Annotated in this window: 4 protein-coding genes; all 4 read right to left on the bottom strand. The window is 64.8% G+C overall.

What is annotated here, in order from left to right; genetic code table 11:
* Positions 1-172: 172 nt before the first annotated feature.
* Positions 173-3679, bottom strand: a complete 3507-nt coding sequence (locus ON062_RS01390; RefSeq protein WP_274645338.1) for a hypothetical protein — start codon at positions 3677-3679, stop codon at positions 173-175.
* 315 nt (positions 3680-3994) lie between these two features.
* Complete coding sequence (locus ON062_RS01385; RefSeq protein ID WP_274645337.1) at positions 3995-14152, bottom strand: VWA domain-containing protein; 10158 nt, start codon at positions 14150-14152, stop codon at positions 3995-3997.
* 284 nt (positions 14153-14436) lie between these two features.
* Positions 14437-15630 (bottom strand): elongation factor Tu, encoded by a 1194-nt coding sequence (tuf, locus tag ON062_RS01380; protein ID WP_274645336.1) that lies wholly within the window; start codon positions 15628-15630, stop codon positions 14437-14439.
* Positions 15631-15835: 205 nt separating this feature from the next.
* A complete protein-coding gene (gene fusA, locus ON062_RS01375) occupies positions 15836-17950 on the bottom strand; it encodes an elongation factor G (protein WP_274645335.1) in 2115 nt (704 codons plus the stop codon).
* Positions 17951-17970: the final 20 nt, after the last annotated feature.

Here is a 17970-nt window from a genome sequence, read left to right as displayed (position 1 = left end):
AATGTGGAACCTCACTAGTCTACGTGCATCCCGGGCGTGTCGCAAACTCGGGCGGGTTTGTGTGCGCTATCCACACCCGGTTCCCAGGGGAGGATATCCGGATGCCGCGAAGGGCCGATCTCCGTGAGGAAACCGGCCCTTCGTCAGACGTGGTCGACACGCGCTCCGGCGATCAGCTGGCGGCACCTGCCTGACGGCGCGAGCGAGCGAAGAAGAACGCCGACGCACCCAGCAACATGACGATCGCGGCGCTCATACCCATCGCCAGCGGCGCCGTGCCGCCGGTCACGGCGAGGGGCTGAGTGATCGTGACACTCGCGGAGTCGTCGTTGCACGCGACGATCTCGCCACCGTCATCGGGACCGCCCCAGCAGACCTCCGCCGTGTTGCTGATCGTACCGACGGTGACATCGCTTGCGACCGTCACTTCGAGCGTGATGTCGGGGGCCGACGCACCGGTGGCGAGCGGACCGAAGAGGTGGCACTCCACCATTCCGCCGAAGCCATCGGCATCCGTCCCCGTCAGTTCACAGTCGTCCCAGCGCGGGAAAGCCGTGGCATCCGTCGTGATCTCGTCGACGCGGATGTCGGCGGGAATCATGTCGGTGATGACGACGGGGTCGGCGGCGGCATCCACACTCACGTTCTCGACGGCGAGCGTGTAGTCGAACGACTCACCCGGCGACACCGAAGACGCGCTGGCGGTCTTGGTGACCTGCATGTCAGCCGAACGAGGCACCGCGCAGTTCGCCGTGGCCGCCGGGTAGCTGGCTGCCAGGGTCAGCGTCGGGTTCACCGAGAGCGTCACGGTCGAACCCAGACGCCACGGGTACGTCTCGTAGTCGGTGTCGAGCACCAGTCCGTTGTAGACGAGCGCGGGGTCGACAGCCAACGTGCCGTCAGCGTTGTAGTCGCTCTCGACGAGCGCGCGATAGCCCGGCCACAGGATGCTCACGTCATTGGCTGCGAAGTCAGCACCCGGCCATACGATGCGACCCGAGTCACCCGATTCGAGCGTGAGCGTCACCTCCGACGGCACGGCGGGCTGCGTGTCGGGCGTCCAGGTCAGCGTGATCGGCTCACCCTGCAGGCTCGGCGACGTCTGCACCGAGTAGTAGAGGTATGGCGCGTCGTTGATGCACTGCATCCAGACGTTGGCCGCGATCTCGTCACGCTCGATCTCGACGGTCGAGCAGTCGTTGCTCGCATCGGCGTCACCGGTCACCGCGACGCACGCGGTGTTCTCGATGGGTCCGCTCAGCGAGACTGCGGCAGGCGCTTCCTCGGCTGCGTAGTTCGGCACCGCATCGACCGCATTCGGGATGACGCGCACACGAACCTCGATGATTACGGAAGCATCCACATCCAGCGCCACACCGGTGATCTCCACATCGTTGCCGCTGCCGACCGAAGTGCCGACCGGGGTGATGACCTCGAGGACCTCGAGGCTGCTCGGAACCTCGTCCGTGACGACGCCGTCGTCGACCGCGACGGTGCCGTTATTGGTCACCTCGAGGAAGTACGAGAACTCGTCACCGGGATCGACGGTGCCGGTGGGCAGGTCGGAGTGCGTCTTCTCGATGCCGAGGTCGATGACCGGGGTGGGCTCACGCGTCACGTCGGCGGTGTCGTCGTTGCACGCGATCAGTTCAGCGTCATCGGGGCCAGCCCAGCAGACCTCTGCGGTGTTGCTGATGCGGTCAGCACTGGTGTCGTCGGCGACCGTCACGCCCAGCGTGATCGTCGGCGCGGACTCCCCCATCATGAGGGGGCCGAACAGCGAACACGTCAGCACGCCGCCGAAGCCGTCGCTGTCAGCGTCTGCCACGTCGCACCCGGTCCAACGCGGGAACGCAGTGGTGTCGGTCGTGATCTCGTCGACGCGGATGTCGCTCGGGATGACGTCGGTGATGGTCACGGGGTCGGCGGCGCCGTCCACGCTCACGTTCGCCACGGCGAGGTTGTAGTCGAACGAGTCACCGGCCTGGACCGTCTCGACGCTCGCGGTCTTGGTGACCGTCATGTCGGCCGCGCGCGGGATAGAACAGTTCGGCGATGCCGACGGGTAGGACGTGCTTACGGTGAGGGTCGGGTTGACCGAGAACGTCACCGTCGATGCGCCACGCCACGGATACGTCTCGTGCGAGGTGTCGAGCACCAGACCGTTGTAGACAAGCGACGGGTCGATAGCGAGGGTACCGTCGGCGTTGTAGTCGGCCTCGACCAGCGGGCGGTAGCCCGGCCACAGGATGCTGTTGCCGTTCGAGGCGAACTCGGCACCGGGCCACACAATGCGACCCGAGTCGCCCGAGTCGAGCGTCAGCACCTGCGACGCGGGGACGGCCGGCTGGCTCACCGGTGCCCACGTGAGGGTGATCGGCTTACCCGCGAGTGAAGGGCTCGTCTCTACGGAGTAGTACAAGTAAGGCGCGTCGTTGATGCAGCGCACGAACACGTTCGCCACGAGCTCGTCGCGCTCGACCACGACCTCGCTGCAGTCGTTGTCGGGGTTCACATCGAACGGAGCGTCGACGCAGGCTTCGTTGGTGAACGCGCCTTCCAGCGACAACTGCGGCTGAGGATCGGATTCACCGACACTCACGTCGGGAGCGGTGTAGTCGTGTGCGTCTTCGACGACGACCTTCACCTCAATGATTCCGGATGCTTCGGGGGCAAGAACCACGTTCGAGACCTTCACGGTGTTGTCGACGGTCTCGTCGGTCCAGCCGCCCGGCACGATCACCGAGGTCACGGTAAGTCCCGTGGGGACCTCGTCGGTCACAACGCCTGCCGTCACCGTGGCCGTGCCGTGGTTGGTCACCTCGAGGAAGTAGCTGAACTCGGTGCTGTAGTCGACCGTGTTCTCCTCGCCGAGGTCGGAGTGAGTCTTGACGATGCCGAGGTCGACGTACGTCTCTGCGGTCGGCGGCTCCTCACACGAGCCGTCCTCCTGCTCGACGGTGCCCTCGGGACACTCGGGCTCTTCTTCGGTCGTGCAGTCCAGCTTCGGCCACGTGTCTGTCTCGTTCGTCTGAACGAACGCCACCGTGTAGCCGCCCACGCTGGAGATGAACTCCGAGTAGGTCCACGTGATCACTCCGGAGCGCACCTCTGCTTCGGTGAGCGGCTGCGTCTGGCCTCCCGGCATCCGAAGACCGAGCGTGTCGTATCCGCCCGCAATGTTGCGGTCGACGTAAAGGTTGACCTGCTTGTTGCCGCCACCTTCTGCCGGGGTGAACTCGAGGTTGATGTGGTCACCGTTGACGAGCGGACGCCGGTAGTCGACCGTGATCGTGTCGCACGCCAGCGTCTGGATCGGCTTGTCGGCGGTGGGGGTTCCCTCGGTGGTGTACACCAGCGCGTAGTGCGAGATGTCCTTGCCCGACGGGTGGCTGATCGTGACGCTCTTCTGAGCGGGATCCACCGTCACGAACACCGGGCCGTTACCCTGCTGCGTCGAGCCGGCCTTGACGCAGTAGCCCGAGATCAGCTTGCCGTCGGGCGCGCTGAGCGTGAGGGTCTTGTGGCTTCCGCTGACGTTGACCTTGCCGGAATCGTACGGCGCGCACACCTGCGTCCCCGTCGGTTCGGCGAGCGTCGCGGCTGCCGGCGCGGCGAATCCGATGCTTGCGCCGACGGCCAATGTGAGGGATACGGCGGCGGCAATGACAGTGCGCAATGATCGCACGGTGTTCCTCCCCAGGAAAGCGCGTCTGCGCGTTAAGTGCTGACGGCACGCCCCCAGGCGTGTTCTCCGACAGTGATAGCTCGCCGCGGGTGTTCGGGTCCCACGGCGTGATGAAGCGTCTGTAGTGAACATTAGCGAGACTGCAGCGCGGGAGAGAAATCGACGTGCCGGGCCTGAGCAAGAACTGAGGCTTCGCGCGCGAGCGCCGTTCACCCCCCGCAGGTGCTGTCCTGCGAGGGGTGAACGGCGCGCGCGGGTCGCGCGGAGCGTGTGGTGCCGGTCTTGGGGTCCCGGCGCCGCACGCAGCTACACGATCAGCTTCGACTCCCGACGCCGACGGATCGTCAGGAGGACGACGCCACCACCGAGCAGAGCCAGAACGCCGAGCACCGCGTAGATCGTCATCGCCGAGCCACCGGTCACCGGCAGTGCCGACAGCAGCACAACCGCATCGTCGGTGTCGCGACCGGTGTCCTCCGGGTCATCGAACGTGTGGTAATCCACCACCGCGACGTTCGTGATGACGCTCGCTGTCGACGAAGGATCGACCATCGCCGTCAACGTGATCGTCGGCGCCGCCGTCGCTCCGCCGTTGTTCGATCCAGCCGGCTGCAGCGGGCCAGTCAGCACACACTCGAGCGTGCCGCCGTAACCCTGCGCATCCTGACCGCTGACTGCACACGTCTGCCAGTTCGGGAACGCCAAGTCGTCGTTGAGACCAGGCCACGTGACGTTGGTGATCTTGACATCGGCGGGGATGGCATCCGTCACCACAACACCGTCGGCTGCGGAGTCGTCGCTGACGTTCTCCACCGCGATGTCGTACGTGAAGGACTCACCCGGTTCGGTCTTCTCGACGCTCGCCGTCTTCTCGATCTCCAGCTCGGTGTGCCGTGCCACGTAGCAGTCGGGCGTCGCTGCCGGGTATCCCGTGGTGAAGCTGATCTCGGGGTTCACCGAGAACGTCACCGTGGTGAGACCGCGCCATGCGAAGTCGAGCTCGCTCGGGTCGAGGATCAACCCGTTGAACACGAACTGCGCACGCTGCTCCGGAGTCATGATCGTGTCGGTCCCCGGCAGGTAGTACTGCCCGTCGGGAGCGAGGTCCTGACCCTCGATCGGCCGCCAACCCGGGTAGTCGATCGAGATACCAGACGGGGTGAATACCGACCCCGGCCACGCGATCTCGTTCGTCCAAGTGCTCGTCCCGCCCGGCTCGGTCAGTGCGACCTGTGCCGGCGACGTCTCGGGCGTCACATCCGAGTTCGTCGGAATCCAGGTGAACTCGATCGGCTCGCTCGTGAGCAGACCCGACTTCGCGACGGTCCAGCCCAACAGCGGAGCATCGTTCACACAGCGTGTGTAGACGGATGCCACGATGTCGCGCGTCGGAACGTTCTCGTCGTCGCAGTTGTTGGCCTCGTTCGTGTCCGGACCATTCAGGAGTCCTTCGAACTCCGCGACGCGACCCGTCTGGCCGTTGTACTGGCCGGTCAGTTCGACACACGCGATGTTGTCGAGCGACTCGATCGGAGCAGGTGCCAGCGGTGCCGGCTCCCCGCCGACCACGGCCGGAAGGTCGGACCCGTCGATCTCGAAGGGCAGGAACTCCACCGTGATGGTGATCGTCGCCGTTCCGTCGATCGGCAGGTAGTCCAGCGTCAGGTCAACGACGTTGCCGACGTAGCCCGGCGCCTCAGCCCAACTCGATCCATCCACGACCAGGCCCGTGATCTCGAGCCGCTCGTTGATGTCGTCGTCCGTCACGCGAACGCCGTAGGCGGGGCGCGTGCCGTAGTTGGTGACTGTCAGCACGTAGTCGAACGTGTCACCCGGCTCGACCGAGGTCTCACCCTCCGGCAGCACTGACGTCTTCTCGATACCCACGTCGTCCAGGTGGACGATCTGGCAGGCCTCGGAGTCGTCGGTGTAGCCACCTGAGGTGAGGGTGACCGTGTTCCAGACCGAGATGCCTTCAGCCTCTTCGTAGCACGGCTCCTGCTCTGCCGGAACGCTGGCGACCTGGACGGTCGCCGTCACGACGTAGGTGTGGATTCCCTCTTCGACGGTGATTTCGGCACCCTCGATGATCGTCCACTCACCCTCGCCATTCCACGTCGCCGCGTCTGGAGTGGGTGTTGAGCCGCCGACTGCTTCTGCGGTCCACTCACCGACCAGGGTCGTTCCCTCGGGGAGCTCGGGCGCGTCGACCAGGTCGTACACAGCCGACTCTGCGGCGTACGGCGACTCGGTCGGCGGCACCGTCACGTCGATGTAGTAGCTGATCGTCTGCGTGCCGTCCTCGTTCTGCGTGTACGAGTCCGCTCCCTTGTAGACCTCGGGAACGATCGGCTCGGAACATGCATCCGCGGGGAACTCCTGGTCGCCCACCGTCAGCAGCGCCGTGTTGAGGAAGCCGCCTGCCGGGTCTTCGCTGTTCGGGTAGCACGTGATGGTGCCGCCCTCGACAGCCTCGGTCGGCACGCTCGCGACCACAGAAACCGTGTACGTGTGGGTTTCGCCCGCGTCGATGCGCTTCTCGGTGGCGATCTGAGCAGAGCCGGCGTCGAAGTCACCCGACTCGCCGTCGCCCGACCACGTCGGGGTGCCGACGATCTCGATGTCACCACCGAAGTCGAGCGTGTCAGACAGGTCGTACTCGGTCGACAGATCCTTCGGGTTCGCGACCGGGTCCTCTTCGCTCGAAGGCAGGTACACCTCGAGCTCGTACTCGATCATCCACTCACCCGACGTCGGATCCTGCTGCGTCGAGGTCACCGTCTTGGAGAAGGTCGGGTAGACCACTTCCTCCGGCGGCTGGCACGCGTCGTCATCCTGCGGGATGTTGCCGACGGTCAGCGTCGCCGTGTTGAAGAAGCCGGTACCAGCACCGTTGCACTCCGCGTCGTTGACGTCGAACTCGCCGGTGAAGTCGGCAATCCATGCCACCTCATACACGTGTGCGTCGTCACCGATGTCACCAGCAGCCAGCGGCTCGTCGATCACGAAGTCCACACCGGAGGTGATGTCGACCCATTCGCCAGCTGGCTCAGTGTCAACCCGGCGCGCCTTGCCCGGGCCGAGGTCGATGCCCGGCGCGAACTCCGGGGTGTCGGAGAGCGAGTAGAACGTGTCGAAGCCTCCCGACGTCACCGTCAAGCGGTAGCTGACGAGCCACTTCGTGGCATCCACCGGGTCCTGGACAACCGACATCGGGTCCTTGGCGATCGTCGGCAGCGCGGGCTCGGAGCACGCATCCGCCGTCTTCTCTTCACCACCCGAGGTCACGGTAACCAGGTTGAGGAAGCCGCCCTCTTCGAGGGAAAGCTCCTTCTGGCACGTGAGTGCATCCTCGTCGGACCACCCGTCTTCGGTGACCTCGACGGTGACCTCGACCACGTAGTAGTCCGTGCCGCCGGCGGCGAGCGCCTTGCCGGTGACCAGGTCGTCTCCTGTTGCCGGGTCGAACGCGCTCCACGCGCCCGCGGGGACACCCGCGCTGTCGCTGGTGGCCCAGCGCGCCGTGTCAGGCACGATGGTCACACCGTCAAGCAACGGAGTGTCGTTGAGGTCGTAGATCGCCACCAGTTCGCTGGAGTCGTTCGTGACGGTCACGAGGTACGTGATCTGCCACGAGCCATCGACCAGCTGCGAGGTGGTGAGCACCGCCTTCTCGGGCGTCGCCGTCGCCACGTCGGTGTCGACGCAACCGTCGTCGCCAACGCTGGCCTCGCCCGAGCTCACGGTGGCCGAGTTGACCAGTCCACCCGTCTCGGTCTGCGGGTCGCAGGCACCGATCGCCGGTGCCTCCGCGGACGCTCGGAGCGTTCCCGTCACCGTGAAGGTGTAGGTCGTGTCCGCCGGCAGGCGCGATGCATCGTCCGTCGTCTGCCAGATCGTCTGCGGGCTGGGGCTCGGCGCGAGCGACAGGTCCACCGTCGGCGTTCCGGCGCCATTGGCGATGGCCCACTCTCCACCCACGAGTGTCCAGTCTGCCGGAGCCTCGGGGAGGACATCCTCGACGACCGCGGCCACCGGCTGGTCACCGGGGTTCGTCACCGTGATGACCCATCCCACTGTCCAGTCGCCGGTCGTGGCATCCTGCGTCGAAACCTGACCGGTCTTGCTGATCGTCGGGAACGACGGCTCGTCACACGCGTACGCGTACGTTTCCTCTTCGCCGATCGTCAGCATCGATTCGTTCAGGAATCCGCCGTCAGCTTCGCCGAGCGGGTCGACACAGTCTTGCCAGGTGTCTTCCGCAGCCGGGAACTCCGGGATCGTGGCTGTCGCCGTCACGGTGTAGACCGCGGTGGCGTCGGACGTGTCGTTCTGCGGGAGCGTTGCACCCGAGGCGAGAACGGTCGACCACTCGGTGTCGAAGTCGGCGGGAGTGCCTCCTGCCGGCCCGACCCAGGTTGCCGACTGCACGTCGATGCCCGATCCGAACCGGAGCGTGTCATCGAGGTCGTACGTCAGCGTGGATGCTTCGGACGTGTTGTAGACGGTGACGTCGTAGACAATCGTCCACGTGCCGTCCGCACCCTGCGAAAGGCTGGTCACGCTCTTGTCGTGACGACCCGAGGCGTCCTTCGCCGTGTTCGTGATCGTGCAGGTCGCGTCCTCATCCAGCGCGAGCGTCACCGCGCCGTTCTCGAACACGCCCACGTCACACGACCAGGTGCTCGCCGTGTACCCGGCGGGGCCATCTTCGGACAGGACGTACGCGGTACCCGCCTCGACCTCGACGGTCTGGGTGACCGCCGTCACCCCGTCGTCTGACGACGTACCCTGCTCGTCGATCACGGCGTCTGCCCCGTCGGCGGCGGTCAGGGTCCACGCTTCTGCGGACTGCGTGCCGAGGCCGTCGCGGTTGTCGACGATCTTCTTCAGCGTCAGCGTCGGAGCGATGTCGTCGTTGGTGAAGGTACACACCACCGACGCTCCGCCCTCGACCATGACCGTCTGGCCGTCGAGCTCGAGCTCTTCGTCACCGTCGACACAGATGAGGTCGGTCTGCTCGTACCCTGCGGGGCCGTCCGACTCCGAAAGATCGTAGGATCCCGCGGGAACCGCAGCGCCGGTGATCTCGGGGTCACCCTCGGCACCGGAGATGTCGACGATTCCGTCCGCCGAGAGCGTCCAGTCGGTGTCTTCTGCCTCGCCGCCGTTGTCGTTGACCACGACCTTCTCGAGCGTGAGGTCGCCCAGGATGGCTTCGTTGCGGAAGGTACAGGTGACGATATCGCCGGGCATGCTGTCGATGGTGAACGACGTGCCCTCGCCTGCCTGCACGGCTTCACCGGTGCAGGAGTACGTCGAGTCGTACTCGGCAAGGTTGAATTCGCCGAGGAACTCCTCGAACTCAACGGTGTCGCCGATGCGGACGGACTCCGTCACAGTGTTGACCGTGTCGAGCCACGAGCCGCTCTGACCGTTCGCCGTGCTGGTGACACGGGTACCACCGTTGATGCTCAGTTCGGCGGTGTCACCCTGGATGGCGTTCACCCACTGCTTGTTCAGCGTGACGTCCTGTTCGCGCGCGGTGTTGGTGAACACACACGTCGTGTCTTCGTCAGGAACGGTGATGTCGACGGTCGTGCCCGCGCCCTGCAGGCCGGCGCACACGTAGGTCGCATCGTAGACACCGGTGTTGTCGCCGAAGGCTTCCGCCACCGTGATGGTGTCACCGACCCGAACCGTGGCGCTGGCCACGCTCTCGTCGGTCTCGTTCTCAGCATCGGCGACGGATTCGCCCGACTGGTCGGAGACCGACAGGTCGGCGCTGTCACCCACAAAGGCGTTGACCCACGTCTTGTCGACGTCGATGGTGACGACGTCCGGCGTGTTCGTGAACGTGCAGGTAAGTGCGACCGACACCGTGGTCATCGGGATCGAGGTACCCGAGCCGGATGTGCCGTTGTCACAAACCCACGTGGTGGAGTAGCTGCCGGTATTGCCTGCGTCCAGCGTCTCGCTGAACCACACGCTCGTGCCGACACGTACCGACGCGTTGATCGTCGCCGCGGGCCCCACGACCGACGTTCCCGATGCGAGCGTTTCGCCCACCGTCGAGATCACCAGATCCGCCTCGTCGCCGGGGAAACTGCCGTCGGCCCACTGCTTGATCAGCGTCACGGCAACTTCGTTGGCCGTGTTCGTGAACGTACACGTGACATCCGAGGCGGGGACGGTCAGCTCGAAGTCGAGTCCGGATCCGCTCACAACGCCGTCGGTGCAGCCGAAGGTTGTCGAGTAGACGCCCTGGTTGCCAGCACCCAAGACCTCGGAGAGCGAGATACTCTCGCCTTCCGCGACCTCGACGGTGATCTGCGTCGCGGTGTCGATGAACTCGGCATCGCCGTTCGCCACCGAGTCCGACGTCTCATCGCCGAGCGTGAGCTCGGTCTCGTCGCCCTGGTAGGCGTTGACCCACTTCTTCACCAGGGTCACATCGTGCGTGATCACCGTGTTGGTGATCTGACACGTGACCTCCTGGCCCACGGCAAGAATCACGTCGCCGTCCGCGGAGGGAATGCCCCCACACGACCACACGCCGGCCGTGTAGCCCGACGGGCCGTCCTCCGACAGCACGTAGAGCACGTTGGCCTCGACCTCGACCTGCTGAGTCTGTGCCGAGGACGCGTTGATCGCGGTCCCCATCTCGTCGATGACCGGCGCCTCGCCGGCCTCTTGCGCCGTCAGCGTCCATTCGGTTGCGGCGTGCGTCCCGAGGCCGTTCTTGTTGTCGACGATCTTCACCAGCGTGAGCTTCGGAGCGATGTCGATGTTGTAGAACGTGCAGGTGACATCGCCGCCGACCGGAACCGCGACGTTCTCATCCGTCAGGGTGCCGCCGGTGCACGACAGGTCATCGAGTTCATAGCCATCCGGGCCATCCGATTCGCTCAACGCATAGCTTCCGGCATCCACCGTCTGGTTCGTCACGGCAGCAGAGTTGCCGGCCCCCGTCACGGTGTCAGGTCCGTCGGCGGTCAGCGTCCAGTCGCTCGGCACTGCGGTACCACCGTGCGCGTTCGTCACGTCCTTGATCAGCGTGAGCTTTCCGGGCTGGTCGTCGTTGGTGAGAGTACAGGTGACGTCCTCACCGGGAAGCAACGTGATCTGCGCGTTCTGCGGTGACAAGTCCTGTCGACCCGTGCAGACGAGGGTGGTCCACTCGTACCCGCTCGGTCCACCGTTCTCGCCGATCGTGTAGACCGTGCCAGCCTCGACCTCTTGGTCCGTGACCGCCGGGGTCGCGGTTGCGCCCGAGAGGACCACACCGTTGGTGTCGGATGCCGTGAGCGTCCACTCGGATGCTTCGGCCTCGCCCCCGTTGTCGTTGGTGACGTTCTTCACCAGCGTGAGAGTGGGCGCGATGTCATCGTTGACGAAACGGTAGGCGGCTTCTTCGAGCGCCTCGACGGTGATCTGCCACGCGCCCTGCGCGTTCTGCTGCGGGTATCCCAACGGGTCGGGGTTCGCGACAACATCAACCCAGGCGCCGTCGACCCACTGCTGCAGCTTGACGAATTCGTAACCGGGTTCGGTCGACTCCGTCAGCGTGTAGACGTGGTCGGGGCGCACCTGGAACAGGGTCGCCGAAGCGAGGTCTTCGACGCCGACAACCGTGGTCGGCGTGAGGCCTGCGAGAGTCGCGGGCGTCGCCGTCAGGTCGAAGTCCCCGGCTGCGCCGCTCCCACCGTTGTCATTGATGACGTGCTTGAGCAGGGCGAGCTCTGCGGTCTCGTTGACGAGCGTGCACATGACGCGGTAGCCGAGAGGGACATCGACACCACCATTGATGCCGTCGCTGAATCCGCTGAGGACTCCCCCATTGGCGTTGATACGCACACAGGTCGCCGAACCTGTAGAGAGCGGGTTGGACTGAAGCGAGGTTCGGTTGTCGGTCTGCACGTACCGCGGGTCGCCCGCAGATTCGAACAGTTGGTAGCGCGTGTTCGGCGTCACTTCGATGTCCTCGACGGACGCGGAACCTGCCGCGCCCGAGAAGCCGGGCAATCCGCTGCCAGTGGTATTCGTCGCGTGCAGGGTCCACAACGAGGCATCTGCGTCACCGCCGTCGACGTCCTTCACGAGTGTCAGCCGGCTCTCACACTCAACAGTGTTGGTGATCACTGCGGTGTTGTGTTCCTGCGTCAACGACATGGCGTAGCCCGAGCCGAGTGCGATATCGACGGTAGATCCGTTGATCGACGTGATGCGTGCCGAGTTGGTGCAGAGCTCAGAATCGATCAGGTCGACGGTCTCGCTGATCGTGCTGGTGTCGCCCTGCTCGTAACCGGTGCGCGTTACACCCCAGCCCTGCACGGATGCGCCAGCGCCATCCGGGCCGGTCAGGCTGAGCTGCGCGCTCAGGCCATTCGGCTGCGCACCATTCGTGAACGGAACACCGTTGACGACCCAGTTCTTGCTGACCGTCAGGTCTGCTTCGGGGCTTGGGGCACGGTTGTAGACGACACAGTTCACGGCCGCATTGCTGGGCACGTTCACCGTGAAGCCGTTGGTCGGGTTCCCACTGAGGGCGATCGCCGCACCGGTGTTGAGGTTCGTACACACCGCGTTCTGGCCACCCACCGTGTGCAGTGTGTAGCCGGGCTGCTGGTCTTCGACGATCGTGACTGCGGCAGAGTTGGTGCCGCCAGCGTAGCTCAGCGGGAAGGAGACCGTACCCGTACCGTCAGCAATCGTGGTGCGCGAGGCATTCGGGGTGGTGACGGTGCCCGGGTTGATCGAGCTGTTGAACGTCCATCCCGCGCCCGCCGGAACTGCGCCAGTGATGTCGCCCGGAGCGTTGGTCGACGGGACGATCTGCTTGGTCACCGACAGCGATCCCTGACAGTTACCCAGGGCAAGGTTGCGCAGCGCCGTGCCAACCGCCTCATAGTTCGTCGTCTGGTAGAAGTCAGCGACGGCGCTATTCGACCCGTTGTAGACGGTCGTGCCCGAGACCGCTCGCAGGTTCAGTGCATTGGTCGCACCGGTTGCTCCCGCGCCCACACCGAAGGCGATCACGCGCGTCCCCGCCGCTTTGAGCGCGTTCGCCGAGAAGATGCCATTCTCGGTTTCGCGGAAGCGGTTGTCACTGCCCGAGCCCTCACGTGGATCGTTGTAGGTCGTCGGGTTTCCGTCGGTGATGATGACCGCGACATCGACGGCGTTGGCGCCAGTGTTCGCTGCTGCGGCCGCACCGAGACCGCGGTCCCAGTTGGTGCCGCCACTCGAAGTCCAGCTGGCGTAGCGGTTCTTGAAGCTGGTCCCTTGTGCCGTCGTGGTCACTGGGACGAGGTCAGGATAGTTCTGGGAAGCGCCCTGGCCGGGGCTCACCCACGAGAACGAGAACAGCGACATGCGCGACTGGGTACCAGCGAGTGAATCGACGAATGTATTCGCCGCGGTCTTCAGGCTGGGGAGCGCGTTGCCGACGGACCCGGAGATGTCGAGGATCAGCGCGACGTCCAGTCCACACGAGGGCGCGAGCGAAGGGTTAGTGCGCGACTGCTGCCAGATGCCCCCCGAGGCGTTATAGGTGAAACCAGAACTGAGCATGATGTCGTTCGCGTCCTGCGAGCTGTACACGTTGCCCGCCTGCAGGCCGGTCTTCATGCGGAACTGGTACGCGAGCGACGAACCCGAGCCGGAGGCGCCACCCACGCGCAGCGTGGGGTTCATGTAGTGCGTGCCGGGGACGGAGTACTGCACAACCCAGGGTCGGTCGCCACGATTGTCGCCTCCGGGCTGTGTGTCCGGCACCTCGAACGAGCAGTCGCCGTCGGCGTCAGATTCGCATCGCGCCCATCCGTCACCGTCGCCGGCGACGCCGTCCCAGCGCGCACTGTCCGGGCCGCTGGAGTCGCCGTTCTTCAGGTGGAGGACGACACCTTCGAGGTTCGTCACGCCCTCGGTGCCGGTGCGGTCTGATCCGACCTTGATCGTGATCACCGCGGTACCGGCTGTGGGGCTCGGCACCGACATCGGCGTGATGAGCTGCTGCTCATCCTGCTCGGTCTGCTTGGCCTCGAGTGTGGGCGTCGGCGAGGAAGTGGCCTCCTCGGTGGACTTCGCCTCTTCAGTCGGTTTGGCCTCTTCGGTGGGCTTGGCCTCTTCGGTGGGCTTGGCCTCTTCGGTGGGCTTGGCCTCTTCCGTGGGCTTGGCCTCTTCCGTGGGCTTCGCCTCTTCGGTCGGCTCAGCCTCGTCGGCCGACTGCTCGCTCGACTCCTCCGTCTGCGACGTCTCGTCGGCCGAAGGGGTCGGGGTCGGCTCTTCGGCGACGGCCGGGCTCATCCCCGTGAACACGAGGGCCGCCGACAGCACGGTGGCCACACCTCCCGCCCACCAGCGGTGCCGGATCGTCAGCGCGCGTTCACGCTGCCGCTCGGCCCGCAGGCGTCGCCGAATACCCCGGCTGTTCGATTCCCCAAAATCATGCATGCCACTCATTGCTTCACCTTGTCGCAATCGACGTGAGTGCCCCAGTGTGGAGCTCCCCAAGCGGTGTCACCGCGCGCGTTCAAAAGTTCCCCAAGCGAACGCGCAGACACAGCTCCACCTGCGAAGCTATCGGGCACCACTCACCGGGTCAAGAGCAAACACACAATTGATACTCAGGATTATCCGAAGGTGCATTCGCGCGCATCGATACCCACTCGTTGAGTGATTCGCAGGCATGCGAAAGGCCCCCGGAACGAATCCCGGGGGCCTTTCGTAAATCAGATCAGCTCAGATTACTTGAGGATCTTGGTGACGGTACCGGCACCAACGGTGCGGCCACCCTCACGGATAGCGAAGCCGAGGCCCTCTTCCATAGCGATCGGCTGGATGAGCTCGACCGACATGTCGGTGGTGTCGCCAGGCATGACCATCTCGGTGCCCTCAGGCAGCGTGATGACGCCGGTGACGTCCGTGGTACGGAAGTAGAACTGCGGACGGTAGTTCGTGAAGAACGGGTTGTGACGGCCACCCTCGTCCTTGGACAGGATGTACGCCGTGCCCTCGAAGTCGGTGTGCGGGGTCACCGAGCCGGGCTTGACGACAACCTGGCCACGCTCGACGTCGTCACGCTTGGTGCCGCGCAGGAGCAGACCACAGTTCTCGCCGGCCCATGCCTCGTCGAGCTGCTTGTGGAACATCTCGATACCGGTGACGATCGTCTTCTGCGTCGGGCGGATGCCGACGATCTCGACCTCGGAGTTGATCGCGAGGGTACCGCGCTCGGCGCGACCCGTCACAACCGTGCCACGGCCGGTGATGGTGAAGACGTCCTCGACGGGCATGAGGAACGGCTTGTCCTTGTCACGCACCGGGTCCGGGATCGACTCGTCGACAGCTTCCATGAGCGCGAGGACCTGGTTGACCCACTTCTCGTCACCCTCAAGAGCCTTGAGGCCCGAGACCTGAATGACGGGAGCGTTGTCACCGTCGAAGTCCTGCGACGACAGAAGCTCGCGAACCTCGAGCTCGACGAGCTCCAGGATCTCCTCGTCGTCGACCATGTCGGACTTGTTCAGCGCGACGAGCAGGTAGGGAACGCCGACCTGCTTGGCGAGCAGAACGTGCTCGCGGGTCTGTGCCATCGGGCCGTCGGTGGCGGCGACCACGAGGATCGCGCCGTCCATCTGGGCAGCACCGGTGATCATGTTCTTGATGTAGTCGGCGTGACCCGGGGCGTCAACGTGTGCGTAGTGACGCTTGGGGGTCTCGTACTCGACGTGCGAGATGTTGATCGTGATACCGCGCTGACGCTCTTCCGGAGCCGAGTCGATCGACGCGAAGTCACGCTGCACGTTAGTGGCCGACGGGTACTTGTCGGCGAGCACCTTCGAGATGGCAGCGGTGAGCGTGGTCTTGCCGTGGTCGACGTGACCGATCGTTCCGATGTTTACGTGCGGCTTGGTCCGCTCGAACTTGGCCTTAGCCACTGGGTCCTCCTCAGGACGTCGTGTAGAGGCGCCGGGCGCTGGTTTGCGACCGGTTCTCTACGAGGGATGCCTCCACCCTAGTGGAGACAGGTTGATGAAAACTGTGCATCTGATCCGCCGTCATCGACAGACCATCCACACACACTATGCAATTGTGACCGGATGCCACACCCCGGGCAAAGCGCGAGGCGTGGCATCCGAAGTATTACTCGCCCTTGTTCTTCTGGACGATCTCGTCGGCCACGGCGCGAGGAACCTCGCTGTAGCTGTCGAACTCCATCGAGTAGACCGCGCGACCCGAAGTCTTCGAGCGGAGGTCACCGATGTAGCCGAACATCTCGGAGAGCGGGACGAGTGCGCGCACGACCTTGACGCCAGCGGCGTCCTCCATCGACTGGATCTGGCCGCGACGCGAGTTCAGGTCGCCGATGACGTCGCCCATGTACTCCTCGGGAGTACGCACCTCGACCGCCATGAGCGGCTCGAGGATGACGGGGTTCGCCTTGCGGACGGCCTCCTTGAAGCCCATCGAACCGGCGATCTTGAACGCCATTTCCGACGAGTCGACATCGTGCGATGCACCATCGATGAGGATGGCCTTCACGCCCACCATGGGGTAGCCGGCGAGCACGCCGACGTTCATGGCTTCCTGGAAGCCCTGGTTGGTGGGCTCGATGTACTCGCGCGGGATACGGCCACCGGTGACCTTGTTCTCGAACTCGTACGTCTTCTCAGCCGTCACCTCGAGGGGCTCGATCGCGAACTGGATCTTCGCGAACTGACCCGAACCACCGGTCTGCTTCTTGTGGGTGTAGTCGTGACGCTCGACGGTCTTGCGGATCGTCTCGCGGTACGCCACCTGCGGCTTTCCGACGTTGGCCTCAACGCGGAACTCGCGCTTCATGCGGTCAACGAGGATGTCGAGGTGCAGCTCACCCATACCCTTGATGACGGTCTGACCCGTCTCGGGGTTGAGCTCGGTGCGGAAGGTCGGGTCCTCTTCAGCGAGCTTCTGGATCGCCAGACCCAGCTTCTCCTGGTCGGCCTTGGTCTTCGGCTCGATCGCGACCTCGATGACGGGTTCGGGGAACGTCATCGACTCGAGGACGACGGGCTCTGCCGGGTCAGCCAGGGTGTCACCGGTGGTGGTGTCCTTGAGGCCGATGACGGCGTAGATGTTGCCCGCGGTGACCGAGTCGACCGGGTTCTCCTTGTTGGCGTGCATCTGGAAGATCTTTCCGATGCGCTCCTTCTTGCCCTTGGTCGAGTTGATGACCTGGGCGCCCGACTCGAGCTTGCCCGAGTAGACGCGGACGTAGGTCAGGCGACCGAAGAACGGGTGCACGGCGACCTTGAACGCGAGTGCTGCGAACGGGTCGTTGGCGTCGGGGTGACGCTCGATGATGCGCTCTTCGTCCTTCGGGTCGTGCGCCTCGATGGCGGGCACGTCGAGGGGCGACGGGAGGAAGTCCACGACGGCGTCGAGCATGGGCTGCACACCGCGGTTCTTGAAGGCCGAGCCACACAGAACCGGGTAGAGCTCACCGGCGACGGTCATCTTGCGGATGGCGGTCTTGATCTCTTCAACGGTCAGCTCTTCGCCACCGAAGTACTTCTCCAGGAGTGCCTCGTCGGACTCGGCAACCGTTTCGAGCAGCTTCTCGCGGTACTCGGCGGCGCGGTCGGCGAGGTCAGCGGGGATCTCCTGCACCTCGTACTTGGCGCCCATGGTCACGTCACCCTTGGCATCGCCGGGCCACACCAGTGCGCGCATCTCGACGAGGTCGATGACACCCACGAAGTCGTTCTCGGCACCGATCGGCAGCTGCAGCACGAGCGGCTTTGCGCCCAGGCGGCTGACGATGGTGTCGACAGTGAAGTAGAAGTCAGCGCCCAGCTTGTCCATCTTGTTGACGAAGCAGATGCGGGGCACGTCGTACTTGTCAGCCTGACGCCACACGGTCTCGGACTGGGGCTCGACGCCCTCCTTGCCGTCGAAGACGGCAACGGCACCGTCGAGCACGCGCAGCGAGCGCTCGACCTCGACCGTGAAGTCCACGTGGCCGGGGGTGTCGATGATGTTGATCTGGTTCTTGTTCCAGAAGCAGGTCACGGCGGCAGACGTGATCGTGATGCCGCGCTCCTTCTCCTGCTCCATCCAGTCGGTGGTCGACGCACCGTCGTGGGTTTCACCCAGCTTGTGGTTGACGCCCGTGTAGAACAGGATGCGCTCGGTCGTCGTCGTCTTGCCGGCATCGATGTGCGCCATGATGCCGATGTTGCGGACCTTGTTGAGGTCGGTGAGCACTTCTTGTGCCACGGGGTGTTCCTTACTTTTGG

Source organism: Microbacterium sp. C7(2022) (assembly GCF_028823665.1).
In the GTDB taxonomy this organism is placed as follows: Bacteria; Actinomycetota; Actinomycetes; order Actinomycetales; family Microbacteriaceae; genus Microbacterium.
This window is presented reverse-complemented; position numbering and strand designations above follow the sequence as displayed.

Coding starts and splice junctions, on each gene's coding strand:
- ON062_RS01385 (WP_274645337.1), bottom strand. CDS start 14,152: ATGAGTGGCATGCATGATTTTGGGGAATCGAACAGCCGGGGTATTCGG.